Source organism: Pseudoalteromonas sp. MEBiC 03485 (assembly GCF_004195145.1).
GTDB lineage: Bacteria > Pseudomonadota > Gammaproteobacteria > Enterobacterales > Alteromonadaceae > Pseudoalteromonas > Pseudoalteromonas apostichopi.
Genome location: NZ_SGBT01000001.1, coordinates 1,296,393 through 1,313,754, shown reverse-complemented (window position 1 = coordinate 1,313,754; position 17,362 = coordinate 1,296,393). Strand labels below are relative to the sequence as shown.

Here is a 17,362-nt window from a genome sequence, read left to right as displayed (position 1 = left end):
AGCCCTTCCCACGAGATGCGAGATATTGTAGGTGTGAAGTTTATTTCGCGCGAAAGCCTACAACCTAATCTCTCAAATCCCAAACAAAAAAATGCCACCTTTCGGTGGCATTACACACGGGATTATTTCTATTTACTAGAAATGCTTTTCAAAGCTCAAGGCCATTAGGTTTTACATCTAGCCTCAAGCTCATAATTACTTCCAACTTTTCATCTTGTGGCCTTTCACAGCATAGAAAAGTATGAATAAATAACAAGGCAACATAACAATGTAAGCCATTTGTTGCGCTTCAGCGCTTTTTACACCACCACTTGCAAGGCCCCAAAATAATGGGCCAAATGCGCCACCGGCTATACCCATAACAAGCAGACCAGAACCTACGCTTGTAAGTTTGCCTAAACCAGATAGTGCTAACGGCCAAACGGCTGGCCAAACAATCGCATTAGCAAAGCCTAGCACAGCAATGAGCAATAGGGTATCAGGCAGTACCGATTTTAGGCCAAATAATGTTGATATAAATACAGATTCATTACTACCTGTGACTATCGCTAACGTTAACACACAACCCAATATTGCTGAGATAGTCAGCGCTGTTTGCTGCGACAGTACTCGTGGGATAAGTAAAATCCCTAAAAAGTAACCTAACACCATACAACCCATGGTGTACGAGGTCATCACGCTATATTTTTCAACACCTAACGACAACGCAAAACTGCCTATTGTGTCACCTGCTATCACTTCAACAGCAACATAGACGAATAATGCTACAATACCTAAAGCAAGGCTTGGATGCGCTAGTGCTTCTTTTACTTGCCCTGGTTTTTGTTCATCAGCATCATCAATAAGTTCTGGCAGTGGCATTTTCGTTACTGCAAAACCAAGTATACCAATAAAAAGTGCCATTCCTAAATAGGGGTATATTAAGCCATTAGCCATGGCATCAATATCAGTTTGGCTAAGTTCTTTACCGACAAAACCTTTAAAATCACTCAGTATTAATGCGGTAAATACAATCGGCGCAACAACACCAGCACCTTTATTTAATATACCCATAATACTTACTCTGGCTGCAGCTGACTCTTCTGGGCCGATTCTTACAACATACGGGTTAACTGCTGTTTGTAGCAATGTCTGCCCAGCTCCCATAACAAGTTGCGCAAATAAAAATAGCGCAAACACCTGCGTTTTTGCAGCAGGAATAAATAGCAAGCCTGCCACCATCATAGTTGCCATACCCAGTGCCATACCATTTTTATAGCCGACCTTTCTGATGATCATTGCTGAAGGTAGGGCAGTAAAGGTCACTGCAATATAAAATGAGAAAATAATCAGCGATGCCTGAAAAGGTGACAGCTGTAAAACTTGCTGTAGAAACGGCATCAATGAGCCATTTAACCACGTAGCAAAACCCAATATAAAAAACAGCGTGGCAACAATTGCCATAGGCACAACACTGCTTTGTTTATTCATTTCAGACATAACATTTCCCGTAACAGCACAGTTCAATTCTATAGCGCTGCTCATTTAGATGATTATATAAAAGGTATATTAAATATTTATAACACTACTGCAACAAAAATGACAGCGCTGACATATTTCTTTTAAGTGGTTTCTAGGAGCGGTCAGCTTTCAGCTGTCAGTTTTGAGCCGAATGTGCGGATACGTAACTGAAGTGATAGTCAATACCGTAGGCGTGAAATTTATTTCGCGCGAAGATTTATTCACAAAGAGAAGTAAATGAGAAAAGAATGAGGAAGTACTAATAATGCTTTTTGTAGCGCTCTCTTACCCTCTTTGTAATCATTTGGCTTTCTCTGTGAAGCGCGCAGCGCCTCCGTGTACTCTGTGGTTCAATAATTTTTTGCACAAAGAGTAATGAATGAGAAAAGAATGAGGAAACCAAAACATTACTTTCTCTTAAGCGTAGCGTCTCTTATCCTCTTTGTGAATATAAGTGGTTTAAAACAAAAAATGACGCCTGCGGTTTACTGCAGGCGTCATGTTTATTTATCGCAAAAACAAAGATATTACTCACCTACAACTGTGGCGCGGCTGGCTTGCTGTGCGTTTAAGCGAGTGCGTAACGTAACTTTTGCATTGCTATCAACTTTGACTGGTTCAGCGTAAGTTTGCCAGCTTTGGCCGTTATCTAAGCTGTATTCAATGCTCAAATAAGCAAATGCACTGTTGGCATATAACTTACCATTTTCAATCACACCACCCGGTATTGGTAAATGCAGGTTGATGCCGTCTTTAGCTAATTTATCAAGCTCTTTTAAGCCTACTGCACTTGAGAATTCAGCCCAATCTTTTGCTTGTTTTTTAGTATCTACACTTTCACCTTCCCAATCGGCTTTATGCCATGCGCGCTCTGCTACTGACAGAATACGCGGGAAGATCATTGCTAATACTTGATCTTCAGTGCGAATCGTTTCTGACCATACCTGACCTTGCATACCTAAAATGTTCTCAGGCTTTTCAAGTTTAGGTAATGGACGACCAACCAAAGCTTCTAAATTAACGATTGGCTCACGGGTGCGCGTGTAATCAGCATTTGCATACACGTCATCTGGCATATAATTAAACGCTTTTTTAGTATCTGTGTAACGGGTTGCCCAGTAATAACCTCGTTCTTCTGGGCTTGCTTCATATGGGTGGTCAAAATACAAGTGCGTACCATGTGATAGCACCACTTGGTAACCTGCATTGGCTAGGCGGTATGCTCTATCTGCAACACCCCACTCCCAAATATTATCCCAGGTATTAACGGTAAAAGTTTTATTAGGGAACTCATCACGTTTAAACGAATTTTCGCGGTCATACATGATGCCGTCTTCCCAAATACCCGGAGAAATACCGCGCTTTTCAAGTAAGGTTGCAACACGCTGGGTAAAGTAAGGCTTTAAATCAGCGGGGCCAGACACACCATTGTTAGGATCTGCAAATAGCGCCTGACAGATTGGTGAGCCAATCCACGAACCAGCACCTACTTCGTCACCACCAATGTGCAGGTTCTTTAACTGAACACCTGCTTCGCGATACATCTGCTGAAGCTCATAGGTCACTTTATCTAAAAATGCGTAGGTCGAGTCCATACACACATTCATTGAGTTATCTTTGTAGTTTTGTACCGTCATGTACACAGAGGTATCTTTAGGATCGGTTAGCAAGTATTGTGTTGCTGGTCCCATATCGATGTGCTGAACTTCTTTGTTCGCTGAACGAGTTTTAATATTATTTTTAGCGGCTTTTTCAGCTTGCTCTAGCATGTTGTGATAGCGTGCTTCCATCGCTTTGATTGAGGCACGCGCATGGCCCGGGCCTTCAACTTCAGGAATAATTTGAATATGGCGATCTTTGGCAAACTTTAGTAACTCGACAAACTCTTCACGTTTCAGATAGCCATTACCTGAGCCAGATTTAAATGGCCCAGTACCAAGCTGAGTTAATAAGCACTCGCGCTCTTCTAAATCAAAACAGCGATAACCGCCAACGTCAGTGAGCTCAGGTAAACCAGGGATCTCAAGTCGCCAACCTTCATCTTCTGAAAAGTGCCAATGCAGCTTATTCATTTTGTAGCGTGCCATTTGCTCAACAAGCTTGAACATGGCTTCTTTGCCATGATAGTTACGACCGTTATCATAATGCATGCCACGCCAGCCATAGCGCGGTGAATCTTCTAACTCTAACTGCGGTAAACTCGCACTACCTTGGCTGTTTGCAGGGATCAGGTTCAATAAACTTTGCATCGCATAAAATACACCTGCGTTATCACTACCCACGATTGTGATTACTTCATCATCAATCTCAAGGGTATAGCTTTCTGCTTTTGCATTATTGAGCTTAGGGTCAACTTTCAGGCGAATAACTTTGTCTTTGCCTACATTAATATGGTCAGGTTGTGCTTTAAGGCTAATGCCATAGTCATCTTGTAAGTCTTGCATAAACACCATAACTTCGTGTTTAAGCTGACCTTGATAACTGATTTGCCAATTATTGTTTAGCGTCGCGCTGCCACGGTTAAAATCGACTTTACGTGGTTTAGGAATAATACGCTTTAAAGCATCGTCTTTACTGACCGAAAACTTATCAGCACTATTACGTTCATAGCGGATCTTAGCTGTTGCTAAAACCGATAAATCTTTTGGCTCATTGTAACGACGTAACTGATTTTCGCGGGTAAATGGCGTAACAAACTGTTTAAAGTCTTCAGTGTCGGTATTTGCGAATACCGCGGGTTTGTTCTTACCTGAAACAAAAAACGCACGTGGCATAAAGTCACTGTAAGCGACAATCCACACTTGTGCATCAAACGGCAGCTCTAAGCTCTCGCCAGCCGCTAAACCTTTAAATGAACTGGTTGGTACAATGCGATGTAAATCGCCATTAACGTGCTCGATATTAAGGCCAGCAACATGCTCTGTCGAAATTTTACGCACTGAGTGAATATAAAGTTGCCAGTCGCTTTCACCCGCAGGTAATGGCACATCAGAACGATTATTGAGGGTAATTTTCCCTAAAAAGCCCGCATCTTTATTACGAAAGTTATCTTCAACCGAAAATAATAACTCGGTATCTTTAGCAAAGTGATTAACTTGCGATTGGGTCAACGCTGCATTTGCCATCACAGGCGCAGTTGCTAGCATTACCGCGAATACTGACCTTTTAAAGCCCATTACATTCTCCTCGTTTAAGCCCTGAGTGTACGGTATTTCTGCGTACTATTTGTCATTTTTGTTAATAATTCGTTCCTATCATATAAAAACTAAAATGACAGCGCTATCATTTTATGAAAAATATAGGTGAGGAGTTAGAAGCTTTAAGCCCCAAACTGTAAGTTTGAAGCCGAATTGTGTTGTTTGTTGGTAAGGCGTTAGTCCATCGAAAGAGTGTTGAATATAAGACGCGCCAAGCAAGCGTGACGCCTACAAAGTAGGAGGCGTTTTAACGCCGAATAGATTTGACCTATTCACGGCTAAAGCCGTTCCTACGAGGTGCGAGGTATTGTAGGCGTGAAATTTATTTCGCGCGATATCTTCGGATTTACCGTCATGGTATTGAATATAAAATGCGCCAAGCAAACGTGACGCCTACATGGTAGGAGGCGTTTTAACGCCGAATAGATTTGACCTATTCACGGCTAAAGCCGTTCCTACGAGGTGCGAGGTATTGTAGGCGTGAAATTTATTTCGCGCGCACTTATCGCTCAAACCTTAATACAAAGATACTTCTCTTCTAGGTACTCATCTAACCCTTGATGGCCGCCTTCTCTGCCTAAGCCTGACTGTTTAACACCGCCAAATGGCGCTACTGGATTTGAGATTAAACCTTCGTTAATACCAATCATGCCGTACTCGAGTGCTTCACTTACGCGATAAACTTGTTTGATATTTTCACTATAAAAATATGCAGCTAAACCATAAGGCACATCATTTGCTAACTTCAACACTTCTTCTTCATCATCAAAAGCGATAATGCTTACCACTGGACCAAATACTTCATCATGATAGATATCCATCTCTGGTGTCACATCCGTTAAAATCAGCGGTGCTTGAAAGCTGCCTTCAAGTTCGCTGTTATCGCCGATCAATGACGCGCCTTTATTAACTGCATCATCTAAGAGAGTTTGTACTTTCTCTTTAGCCTTAGGATAAATTAGTGGGCCAATATCCACCCCTTCATCAAGGCCATTGCCAACTTTTAACTCTGCCACTTTGTCTGCAAGTTTTTCAAGCACCGTTTCAAGTACTGAACGTTGCACAAAAATTCGGTTAGCAGCTACACAGGTTTGGCCGGCGTTTCTAAATTTTGCACCCATGAGGCCAGCAACAGCTTCATCTAAGTCAGCATTTTCGAAAATAATAAACGGCGCATTACCACCAAGCTCCATCGAAGTTTGCTTAATAGTTGAGGCACATTGCGAAAGTAACTGCTTACCTACACCAGTTGACCCCGTGAAGGTAAACTTACGCACTCGCTCAGATTCTGTCATGATTTCGCCAACCATTTTTGCATTTTCAGAGACCACAACATTCAACGCCCCTTTCACAAATCCAGCCTTATCAGCAAGGTATGCCAAGGCAATGGCGCACAATGGTGTATGCTCAGAAGGTTTAATCACAAAACTACAACCTGCCGCATATGCTGGTGCCACTTTACGTGTGATCATCGCGATCGGAAAATTCCAAGGTGTGATCCCAGCAACCACACCAATTGGTTGTTTTATGGTTGATAAACGATGTTGGCTGTCGGTGGCAGGGATATTATCGCCGTAACTACGCTTAGCTTCTTCACTAAACCATTTAATAAAGCCTGCACCGTATTCCACTTCGCCCAAGGCTTCTTTTAAAGGCTTACCTTGCTCTTTAGTCATTAACTCAGCAAGCTGTTGCTTGTGCTCAATAACCAACTCATACCATCGGCGCAGCGTTTCACTACGTTCGGTTGCAGTTGTTTGCTTTAGTTTGCTAAATGCCTCGTCAGCACTTTTTATTGCTTGCTCAACGCCAGCCTCATCAATATTAGAGACCTGCGTAATTGCTTGTCCAGTTGCAGGGTTATCTACACTAAAACGCTGGCTTGTAGAGTAAAAATCACCGTCGATAAACGAATCAGAAAAAACCAAATCAGACATAGAACCTCCAAGTAAAAGCTGTCAGCTATCAGCTATCAGCTCTAAAAACAAAAAACCGCTGTAGAGACCAAGCAACTACAGCGGTTTTTACGAAATCAAAGCCGTTAAAAATTAATGCTCTTCATTAACGATATTGAGATTATACTTTGGAATTTCAACCACTAAATCTTCATCTTTAATCACTGCTTGGCAACCAAGGCGTGACTCTGGCTCAAGACCCCATGCTTTATCAAGCATGTCGTCTTCTAACTCATCACTTTCATCTAGAGAGTCAAAACCTTCACGGATGATTAAGTGGCATGTTGTACACGCGCATGATTTTTCACACGCATGTGGAATGCTAATACCATTTTTTAGCGCAACATCTAATACTGTTTCACCTGCAGGAGCTTCAATTGCAGCGCCTTCTGGGCATAACTCTTCGTGTGGAAGAAAAATAATTTGTGGCATACCTTACCTCGTTAAACTTCGTCTACTGACTGCCCTTGCAGCGCTTTTTTGATTGATGCATCCATTCTGCGAGCAGCAAATTCGCTACTTGCATTGTCTACAGCTTCAATCGCTGCTTTAATTTCTGCAGGTGTTGTTGCGCTTTCGCGTACGGCAACAAGTTTAGCAATTTCTGCTTTTAACGCACCTAATTCTTGTTCATCAAGTAATGCACTGTCGGTTGCGAGTGATGCTTCAAGCGCTTCAACAACACGTAACGCTTCAACTTGTTGCTCTTTAAGCATACGCGCTTGCATATCGTCTTTAGCGTTAGTCATTGATTCTTTAAGCATGTTTGCAACTTGGTCGTCCGATAAACCAAATGATGGTTTCACCTGAATTTCAGCTTGTACACCAGTTGATTTTTCCATTGCCGATACACTTAATAAGCCATCAGCATCAACTTTAAAGGTTACGCGAATATGCGCAGCACCTGCAGCCATTGCCGGAATACCCTTTAAGCTAAATTTAGCCAATGAACGACAATCATCAACTAGCTCACGCTCACCTTGTAATACATGCAGTGACATAGCTGTTTGACCATCTTTGAAAGTGGTGAACTCTTGGGCACGTGCAACAGGAATCGTGGTGTTACGTGGAATGATTTTCTCAACCAAGCCACCCATAGTCTCAAGACCTAGTGACAGTGGTAATACATCTAATAGCAGCATGTCTGAGTCAGGCTTATTGCCAACCAGTACATCTGCTTGAAGTGCCGCACCAAGTGCAACCACGCGATCTGGGTCAATAGAAGTCAGTGGCTCTTTATCAAAAAATGCAGCAACTTGAGAGCGTACAATTGGCATACGAGTCGAGCCGCCAACCATTACAACTTGTAGTACTTCTTCGTTCTCGATACCGGCATCTTTTACGGCACGGCGACAAGAACGGAGTGTTTTCTTCACAAGGCTAAGAGCGAGCTCATCAAAGGTTTCGCGGGTAACTTCAACTTTGTGGCTTTGACCATCAAACTCTAAACCGACATTAACAGTTTGGTATTGGCTTAATGCTTCTTTACATGCTTTGGCTTTGTTGATGAATAAACGTAATACCGATGCAGAAAGCTCACTCACACCAGTTTGTGTTTTAAAGTAATCAACTAATAGCGAGTCAAAATCGTCACCACCAAGGCTCGAGTCACCGCCAGTGGCAAGCACTTCGAATACACCTTGGTGTAAACGTAAAATAGAAATATCGAAGGTACCGCCACCTAAATCGTATACAGCGATAATACCTTCTTGACCCGAATCAAGGCCGTAAGCAACAGCCGCAGCCGTTGGCTCGTTTAATAAACGTAAAACCTTAATACCGGCAAGCTCTGCAGCATCTTTTGTGCTTTGTCGCTGCGCATCATCAAAATACGCTGGTACAGTAATTACCGCACCTAGAATATCTTGGCCTGCAAAGCTGTCTTCTGCACGCAGTTTTAATGCTTTTAGAATTTCACTCGATGCAGTGACAGGACTAATTGCACCCGCAACTGTGCTGATTGCTAATGAGCCATCATGCTCACAAAATTCATAAGGCAGTTGACCATAGCTTTTTTCGATTTCAGCCTGCGTTTTACCTAAGAAACGTTTCACCGAGATTAATGTGTTTGCAGGGTCTTGAGTAGCAGCAGCCGCTGCTCGTTCACCTACAATAATGCTATCAGTTTGGTATTGCACAACCGATGGAAGCATCGCATTGCCCGCTAAATCAGTCAGTGTGCGAGCTTCGCCGCTTTGCACTGTTGCAACTAACGAGTTAGTCGTACCAAGGTCTATACCGACTGCTAATTTGTGCTCATGTGGTGCCGCGCTCTGCCCCGGCTCAGCAATTTGCAATAATGCCATAATGCTCTTTTTAAACTCTTAAATAGCTGCTTTAAAACAACTAACGATTAATCATCAAATAAACTGTCTTCAATACGCTCTAGTTCATCGCGTAACTTATAAACAAACTTCAATTTACGAATATTGTCAGCGGCAGCTTGCCATTGTTGCTCGTCGTTACTTGCCAACTGAGCGGCTAATTCGCTGCTGTATTGTTTATCGAGTTGTTTAATTTGCGCTTCAAACTGGGCAATTGCTGCATCAGGATCTGCGGCATTTTCAAGTTCTTCTAATTCTTCGCGCAGTTCCATTTGCTGCATTAAGAATAACGGATCTTGCAATGTTTGTTGCTCGGCGCGAATATCAACACCTAGTTCACTTAGCATGTATTCAGCACGTTTTACCGGGTGTTTTAAAGTTTGTAATGCATCATTGATTTCAGCTGCATTTTGCACAGCGAGTAGTTTATCGCGGCTACTGGAGCTTGCGTGGCGATCTGGATGAACTGCGCGTTGCAGCTCGAGGTAGTTTTTATTAATAGTCGCTAAATCAATGTTGTAATCTACTGGAATTGCAAATAACTCAAAGTAACGCATTACATAATCCAACTCGGTAAACAGGAAATAACAAAGCCCTACATAGGCAGGGCTTCAAGCAAAGAAAGTTTGTTAAGCTTAAACGGTGAAGCTTTCGCCGCAACCACACTCATCGGCTTGGTTCGGGTTGTTAAATTTAAACCCTTCATTCAAACCTTCTTTGGTGTAATCAAGCTCAGTACCATCAATGTAAACTAAGCTTTTGGCATCAACGATAACTTTCACGCCACGGCTTTCAAAAATTTCGTCGCCGTCAGCTAACTCATCAACAAATTCAAGAACATAAGCAAGACCTGAACAGCCCGTCGTTTTAATGCCAACGCGTAGGCCAATGCCTTTGCCGCGATTTGCTAAAAATGATTCTACGCGGTTTGCTGCCGCATCTGTCAATGTCACTGCCATGAATTTATCTCTTACTTCGCTTGTTTGCTTTTGTAGTCAGCAATTGCTGCTTGAATCGCGTCTTCTGCTAAAATTGAACAGTGAATTTTCACTGGTGGTAATTCAAGCTCAGCACTGATATCAGTGTTTTTGATTGTTGCAGCTTCATCTAATGTTTTGCCTTTTACCCACTCAGTTACAAGTGAAGAAGAAGCGATTGCGCTACCACAACCATATGTTTTGAATTTTGCATCTTCAATTACACCTTCTGGTGATACTTTGATTTGCAATTTCATTACGTCACCACATGCTGGTGCACCCACCATGCCTGTTGCAACAGACGGATCATTTTTGTCTAAAGCACCCACGTTACGTGGATTTTCAACATGATCGATTACTTTATCACTATAAGCCATAATACTATCCTCACTACCTGCTAGCGGCGGCAATCACTGATTAGTGATGCGCCCACTCAACTGAATCTAAATCAATACCTTCTTGATGCATTTCCCATAAAGGAGACATCTCACGTAAACGGCCGATCGAGTTTTTGATTAGTTCAACGGTGTAATCAATCTCTTCTTCAGTCGTAAAGCGGCCAATGCTGAAACGAATTGAGCTGTGTGCTAACTCGTCATTACGGCCTAATGCACGTAGTACATAAGAAGGCTCTAAGCTTGCTGAGGTACAGGCTGAACCTGATGAAACAGCAATGTCTTTAACAGCCATTAATAACGACTCACCTTCAACAAAGTTGAAGCTGATGTTTACAATACCCGGAACTGACTGGCTTGGTTCACCATTGAAGTAAACTTCGTCCATATCAGCCATAATGCCATCAACCAAACGCTTACGAAGTGCGCTGATGTGTGCATGGTCTTTTTCGAAATCTTCTTTAGCGATTCTAAATGCCGCACCCATACCTACTAACTGGTGAGTAGCAAGTGTGCCTGAACGCATACCACGCTCATGACCACCACCGTGCATTTGTGCTTCTAAACGTGCGCGAGGCTTACGACGAACATAAAGTGCGCCTACACCTTTCGGGCCATATACTTTGTGGCCAGAGAACGACATAAAATCTACTTTTAACTGTTGCACGTCGATAAGTACTTTACCTGCGCTTTGTGCAGCATCAACATGGAACATAATTTTGCGCTCACGGCACATTTCGCCGATTGTCGCGATATCTTGGATAACACCTAGCTCGTTATTTACGTGCATTACACTCACAAGCACCGTGTCGTCACGCATGGCAGCTTCAAGCTTTTTAAGGTCAAGTAAACCGTTTTCTTCAACGTCCATATAGGTTACTTCGAAACCTTGGCGCTCTAGTTCACGACACGTATCAAGCACTGCTTTGTGCTCAGTTTTAACAGTGATAACGTGCTTGCCTTTCTTTTTATAGAACTGCGCAGCACCTTTAATTGCTAGGTTATTTGATTCTGTAGCACCTGAAGTGAAAACAATTTCACGCGGGTCAGCGTTGATCAGATCAGCAATATCTGTACGCGCTTGATCAACCGCTTCTTCTGCTTGCCAACCAAAACGGTGTGAGCGTGATGCAGGGTTACCAAAATTACCGTCCATAGTCAGGCATTGCATCATTTCTTTTGCCACACGTTCATCAACAGGCGTGGTTGCTGCGTAATCTAAATAAATCGGTAACTTCATTTCTCTCTCCGCTTTCGTCAAGCTACAGTTGACAGCTTACTTGAATGTTTTCCAGTTGCTTAATTGCAGTGTTGATGCTGTTATCTTGGCGAGATGCGACTTCTTTCACATCTGACTTTTCCACCAATTCAGCAAGGGTAATACTATTTAAAAAATCTTCGATACGTGCGCTTAAGTCCGACCATAGGGTGTGAGTCAAACAGCGCATGCCGCTTTGGCAACCACCCGTTGCATTGTGACAACGTGTTGCATCAACAGACTCATCTACGGCATTAATCACATCGCCGACAGAAATTTCGTTTGCTTCTCTACCAAGTAAATATCCGCCACCTGGGCCACGCACAGAGGTCACAAGGCCGTTTTTACGTAAACGGGCGAATAATTGTTCGAGATAAGATAGCGAAATCTCTTGGCGTTCAGAAATATCGGCAAGGGGAACTGCACCCACATTTGTATGTAGTGCAACATCCAACATGGCGGTTACTGCGTATCTGCCTTTTGATGTTAACTTCATAGAGCCCCCGATGTTACTGCACGCTAAGGTGTGCAAATTTTAATTACCAGACCAAAATAGTCAAGTATTATCACTTGATAAAAATTGATACTTGCCACTGATAAAACCTAATACCTGACAAAAATGGTCAAGTACTAGGTCTATTCTAATTACCTGAGTAATTTAGTCAAGTATTATACTTATAACCTGTGATTATTTTATAGACTTATTAATTGAGGTAAGAATACCGCGTAAGATGTTCATCTCTGCTTCTTCTGGGCGTGCGCGGTTGAATAAACGACGAAGTTTTGTCATCACCATACCTGGGTGTTGCTTGATGATAAAACCTGTATCATTTAGAGTTTGCTCTAAGTGCTCGTAAAACAGCTCAGTTTGCTTTGCATTTGGGTAGGTTGCTTCGTCTTCTTCTTGTGCTTTTGGCTGTTTGTTTAAATAAGCCATACGTGTTTCATAACACAATGTTTGCACAGCCATTGCTAGATTTAGCGAGCTGTATTCAGGGTTCGCAGGAATACATACGTGGTAGTTACATTGTTGTAGTTCTTCGTTAGTTAAACCACTATTTTCGCGGCCAAATACTAATGCTACTGGACCATGCTCAGCTTCAGCCACTAGTTTTTCACCACATTCACGCGGCTCAACCATAGGCCAAGATAAAGTACGTGAGCGTGCACTCGTACCAATTGTTAAACTACAATCAGCAATTGCATCAGCTAGCGTATCAACAACCACAGCTTTACCTAAAACATCCGTGGCACCTGCAGCAAGTGCACTCGCATGACTATCAATTTCACAAGCAGGATCAACAAGATATAAATTTGATAAGCCCATCGTTTTCATAGCACGTGCCGCTGAGCCAATATTACCAGAATGTGATGTGTTTACTAATACGATACGAATATCATCAAGTGTCATTGCGTTGTTACTTACTGAAAGTCAAAAATTGCGGGGATTATAACATAGCTATCAGCTATCAGCTATCAGCTATCAGCTATCAGCTATCAGCTATCAGCTATCAGCTATCAGCTATCAGCTATCAGCTATCAGCTATCAGCTATCAGCTATCAGCTATCAGCCTCGATCCTATGCATAAGAGATGTCAACATTTTTGATAGCTCTTCCGTTTCACTCACCCAAGCTCTACCTATGGCAGCATCAATATATTTAATCTCAATTCCGATATAAATTTGCGTTCGTGTTTCTGCTATTGACGATCTTGATATATCTAAAAAACGTACCCGCTCTTTTTTGCTGACCCCGCCATACCTTCTGCGATATTACTCGGTATTGATAAACCAGAACGTGTGAGCTGATTGCGAAAGCCAAAATCATTTAGATCTGTCGTTTCTTTGTAGATTTCAGCACTTAATCTTGCTGAACGCTTCCATACCTCTAATTTTTCAAAATTCATACTTGCATCCTTTTAAGTATAAAAACTTTATATAGGCACGAATTTTTCAGAATGCAAATTTCAAACCTGACGGCTGACGGCTGACGGCTGACGGCTGACGGCTGACGGCTGACCACTAACCCATTCTTCTGAAATTAAATCAATAACAAAATCAGAACTGTACAAAAAACAACCTAATTTATTCGAGTTTATTGTTTACTTTACGCTAGAAATCGCTAGAATACGCCGGCTTAAATATATTCGTTCTTTTACAACCCAAAGGTAATGCTATGCATCCAATGTTAAACATTGCGGTTCGCGCTGCGCGTAACGCAGGCAAAATTTTACTTCGTGCAAGTGAAGATTTATCAAAAGTTGATGTACAACAAAAAGGCACTAACGACTTAGTGACTAACATCGATAAAGAAGCTGAAGCCGCAATTCGTGATACCATTTTAAAATCTTACCCTGATCACTGTATCGTAGGTGAAGAGCTTGGTGAGCACAAAGGTAAAGATGCAGATTACCAATGGATTGTTGATCCACTTGATGGCACAACTAACTTCATCAAGGGTATCCCTCATTTCGCAGTATCAATTGCACTTAAAGTTAAAGGTCGTTTAGATCAAGCTGTTATCTATGATCCAATTCGCGGTGAATTATTCACAGCTTCACGTGGTCAAGGCGCACAGCTTAACAGCAAGCGTTTACGCGTAACTAAAACTAACGAGTTAGCAGGTTCTATACTTGCAACTGGTTTCCCATTCAAACAAAAGCACCACTTAGACGCATACTCTGAAGCGTTTAAAGCACTTTTCATTCAAACTGCTGATATCCGCCGTGCAGGTTCTGCTGCGTTAGATATGGCTTATGTTGCTGCGGGTCGTGTTGATGGTTTCTTTGAAATTGGCCTTAAGCCATGGGACACAGCGGCAGGCGAGCTTTTAGTTAAAGAAGCTGGCGGTATGGTTGTTGATTTCGCAGGTGGTATTAACTATAACCAAAGCGGCAACATCATTTGTGGCGCACCTAAGTTAACTCAAGCGATCATTCGTGAAATTCGCCCAGTGTTAACTGAATCACTACTTCGCTAATAGCGGTTGTAATACAGATTTACATACAAAAAGGAGCTAAGGCTCCTTTTTTTGTGGCTGAAAATAATCGTTATCGAGTTCTATCTCTGTTACTTCACCTTCTTTAAATGGCAATTTGGCTAAGTCCTCAGCAAAGTAGCTCGCAAATAATTGCTCAAACTCGCCCGTGCTTTTCATCTTGGTGAGTCCTTTCAATAACACCTCAGCGAGTTCTGGCCTGTGGTTGCTGACAAAAAAGTAAAATGCTGTTGGGTAACTAATATAAAGGTCAGGCACTATAACCAGCTCGTCACTCTTTACTTGTTCCATTTCTGAAATGACTTCAATGAACGAACGCGGAAAATAATCAACTCGCCCTCTGATCACTAAACTAAACATTGCTTGATAATTTGCTAACGGCCTGACAGATAGACCATTTTGCGCAAGAATTTTAGTATCAGGCCAATCATGACCCTGTATGGCTGTAAACGGTGCTAAATCTTGTTTCGTTTTTACATCTTTAAAACGAGGCACAAACGCTCGTTTGGTAAGTAGCGCTCGTTTGCCTATGTAACCCTTAAACAAAGGGACGGGTACAGCAATGGCTAAGTGTTCACGCTCTGGGCTTGTCATACTCCAAAACAAATCGGCTTGCTTTGCATCAAGCATAAGCAAAGTACGCTGTTGGTGAGGATGAACAAGTACTTCATTGATTTCTGCTTGGTAATTACCGGCACGTAACGCCGCTGTCAGTAATTCATGAAGATAATAATCACGTTTATAAAATGGGCGTTGCTCAACCGCTAAATTCACCACATTGTTAGCTTCAGTAGCAAGGCTGTATCCTAGGCTCAGCAATATTAATATTGCACTACATAGTCGCTTCATTGTTATTTTTGTTAATGTGTTTTTTTTAAGCTACACCCAGTTAAACAGGGACACAAGTAAAATTAAGCAAACTTCAAATTTCTTCATGAGTTAATAGTAAGTGCTTCATCTTTTTGGCTGCTTAAACGCACCACTGCAGGAGCTGGCCGGCTACGTTTACATACAAACAAGTGGCTACTCTGATAGCGCTTGGCCTCTTTTTTCGCATCAGTAGCCAACGCTGCAACTTGGTGGCTGTTGATGCAAAGCTCCAAATCAGGCTTAACCAAACCTATTGATAGTGTAAGTAATGGCACAAACTGCTTTTTACCTTCTCGGTTACTTGCCCAGTAACCCCCTTGCTCCATATGCTCTGGGGTGAAAAAGGCGCGAGACTGCAGCTCAAATTTATCGATAATGTCATGGCATACTTGCTCTGCATCATTTTTATCAAACACTACCATAAAGTCATCACCACCAATGTGACCCACAAAGCCTTTGCTAGTACTACAGGCCTCTACGATTACTTCTGCAAGCAGCTTTATAACGCTATCACCACTGGCGTACCCATACAGGTCATTGAATTGTTTAAAGTGGTTTAAATCAACATAGGCTAACGAGAATGGGTAATTATTGCGAAGTCTCAGTTCAATTGCTTCGTTAATAGCGACATTACCCGGTAACATAGTTAGCGGATTGGCATGTTGTGCATGGCGGATTTTTTCTTCTGTAATGTGTTTTAAGATATTACGTAGTGGTGCCAAGCCTAAGTATTCGCCATTACGGGTGATCACAATGTGACGTCGAATATCAAACTCAAATTCGGTAATTTGCTGACTCACCGTATCGAGTAACTCGTTTTCGTCTACCACTAACGGCTGCTTATCCATTAAAGAAGTAACTGGTTGCTTGTCGTAAAGTGCATGGCCATAAGGAGCGGCAAATACTTCAGTGAGTTGATCTCGATGTAATAAACCAACGGGGATATTGTGCTCTAGTACGGCAAGGCTAGTTAGGGTTTTATCTTGTTCAAAAATACTGTGAGCATCTTTACAGCGTGTTGTTGCTTCAATATTAGCGTGCTCTACCGCTAACCAACCAATCGCCATTGACTGCTCAAATGTATTGCTATTGTCTGATGACTCCAAGTGCTTTAAGCAGTGGATATTAATTTCGTAACTAGGCTGCAAGCTCGGCCTTTCCAGTAAAAAACCTTGTGCATGCTGCACGCCCAAAATTTCGAGTAGACGAAGTTCCTCAGCCCTCTCAATGCCTTCTGCTATCACTTGCGTATTGGTGGCTTTTGCAAGCTCAATAATTGACTTTAAAAACTCTTTTTTAACGACACTCTGGTCACAATGATCGATAAAGTAGCGGTCTATTTTTACAAACTCAGGACATAACTCAGACCATTGCTTTAAACCCGAATAGCCAGCGCCTAAGTCATCAATGGCAATCGAAAAACCTAACTCACGATAATGGGCAATGGTCTTTAACAATAAAAAGCCATCATCCACTTTTTCTTGCTCTGTAACCTCAATAACCACGCGATTAGTTGCAAGACCAAAGTGTTCAACTAGATGTAATGTTTCACCCTTAGGGTGGCAAGGGTCGAGTAAAGTTTTAGGACTTACGTTTAAGAACAACTTACCCTCAAGATTGAGCTTAACAAAGTTTTCAATTGCTCTACTGCGGCAAAGTAGCTCTAATTCAGAGATCTTATGGCAATCAATGGCTGCGCTGAACAATCTACTCGGCATTTCTAACTCAGACCCTTTCGGGCCGCGACTTAACGCCTCGTAGCCCAAAATATGTTGATTAGAAATGTCAAAGATAGGTTGAAACAAGGTTTCAATTGCACTGTTATCTAAGATCTGCTGTAGTTGTGCGTTCACCTTACACCTAGCCTAAAAAATACAAATAGAAGGCT

At 42.1% G+C, this 17,362-nt stretch carries 14 protein-coding genes and 1 pseudogene; 1 reads left to right on the top strand and 14 read right to left on the bottom strand.

Features of this window, described 5'->3' with window-relative positions; genetic code table 11:
* Positions 1–195: 195 nt before the first annotated feature.
* The 12 genes and pseudogenes from EVU92_RS06120 to EVU92_RS06065 all read right to left on the bottom strand — a co-directional run bounded on the left by EVU92_RS06120 (position 196) and on the right by EVU92_RS06065 (position 13,513).
* Positions 196–1,479 (bottom strand): sugar MFS transporter, encoded by a 1,284-nt coding sequence (locus EVU92_RS06120; protein ID WP_130050447.1) that lies wholly within the window; start codon positions 1,477–1,479, stop codon positions 196–198.
* 548 nt (positions 1,480–2,027) lie between these two features.
* Positions 2,028–4,676: a family 20 glycosylhydrolase gene (locus tag EVU92_RS06115; RefSeq protein WP_130050446.1), complete on the bottom strand. Its 2,649-nt coding sequence runs from the start codon at positions 4,674–4,676 to the stop codon at positions 2,028–2,030.
* A 530-nt stretch (positions 4,677–5,206) separates the two neighbouring features.
* A complete protein-coding gene (locus EVU92_RS06110) occupies positions 5,207–6,634 on the bottom strand; it encodes an NAD-dependent succinate-semialdehyde dehydrogenase (RefSeq protein WP_130050445.1) in 1,428 nt (475 codons plus the stop codon).
* A gap of 111 nt (positions 6,635–6,745) precedes the next feature.
* Positions 6,746–7,084 carry an ISC system 2Fe-2S type ferredoxin gene (gene fdx, locus EVU92_RS06105; protein WP_130050444.1) on the bottom strand — a complete coding sequence of 113 codons (339 nt, stop codon included), beginning with the start codon at positions 7,082–7,084 and terminating at the stop codon, positions 6,746–6,748.
* Positions 7,085–7,095: 11 nt separating this feature from the next.
* Positions 7,096–8,958 (bottom strand): Fe-S protein assembly chaperone HscA, encoded by a 1,863-nt coding sequence (gene hscA / locus EVU92_RS06100; RefSeq protein ID WP_130050443.1) that lies wholly within the window; start codon positions 8,956–8,958, stop codon positions 7,096–7,098.
* 47 nt (positions 8,959–9,005) lie between these two features.
* A complete protein-coding gene (gene hscB / locus EVU92_RS06095; protein WP_130050442.1) occupies positions 9,006–9,533 on the bottom strand; it encodes a co-chaperone HscB in 528 nt (175 codons plus the stop codon).
* Positions 9,534–9,611: 78 nt separating this feature from the next.
* A complete protein-coding gene (gene iscA / locus EVU92_RS06090) occupies positions 9,612–9,935 on the bottom strand; it encodes an iron-sulfur cluster assembly protein IscA (RefSeq protein WP_054552502.1) in 324 nt (107 codons plus the stop codon).
* 11 nt (positions 9,936–9,946) lie between these two features.
* Positions 9,947–10,330 (bottom strand): Fe-S cluster assembly scaffold IscU, encoded by a 384-nt coding sequence (gene iscU, locus EVU92_RS06085; protein WP_054552501.1) that lies wholly within the window; start codon positions 10,328–10,330, stop codon positions 9,947–9,949.
* A gap of 40 nt (positions 10,331–10,370) precedes the next feature.
* Entirely contained in the window at positions 10,371–11,588 is a 1,218-nt protein-coding gene (locus tag EVU92_RS06080) for an IscS subfamily cysteine desulfurase (protein WP_036973293.1), read from the bottom strand.
* Positions 11,589–11,610: 22 nt separating this feature from the next.
* Complete coding sequence (gene iscR, locus EVU92_RS06075) at positions 11,611–12,102, bottom strand: Fe-S cluster assembly transcriptional regulator IscR (RefSeq protein ID WP_130050441.1); 492 nt, start codon at positions 12,100–12,102, stop codon at positions 11,611–11,613.
* Positions 12,103–12,294: 192 nt separating this feature from the next.
* Positions 12,295–13,017, bottom strand: a complete 723-nt coding sequence (gene trmJ / locus EVU92_RS06070) for a tRNA (cytosine(32)/uridine(32)-2'-O)-methyltransferase TrmJ (RefSeq protein ID WP_130050440.1) — start codon at positions 13,015–13,017, stop codon at positions 12,295–12,297.
* A 149-nt stretch (positions 13,018–13,166) separates the two neighbouring features.
* A pseudogene (locus tag EVU92_RS06065) lies at positions 13,167–13,513 on the bottom strand (four helix bundle protein).
* A 269-nt stretch (positions 13,514–13,782) separates the two neighbouring features.
* On the opposite strand from EVU92_RS06065, the gene suhB reads away from it, so the two are divergent.
* Positions 13,783–14,586 carry an inositol-1-monophosphatase gene (gene suhB, locus EVU92_RS06060; protein ID WP_130050439.1) on the top strand — a complete coding sequence of 268 codons (804 nt, stop codon included), beginning with the start codon at positions 13,783–13,785 and terminating at the stop codon, positions 14,584–14,586.
* Positions 14,587–14,622: 36 nt separating this feature from the next.
* Here the strand turns inward: suhB and EVU92_RS06055 are convergent, their stop codons facing one another.
* Entirely contained in the window at positions 14,623–15,453 is an 831-nt protein-coding gene (locus EVU92_RS06055) for a transporter substrate-binding domain-containing protein (protein ID WP_130050438.1), read from the bottom strand.
* A gap of 83 nt (positions 15,454–15,536) precedes the next feature.
* Positions 15,537–17,327 (bottom strand): GGDEF domain-containing protein, encoded by a 1,791-nt coding sequence (locus EVU92_RS06050; RefSeq protein WP_130050437.1) that lies wholly within the window; start codon positions 17,325–17,327, stop codon positions 15,537–15,539.
* Positions 17,328–17,362 lie beyond the last annotated feature (35 nt).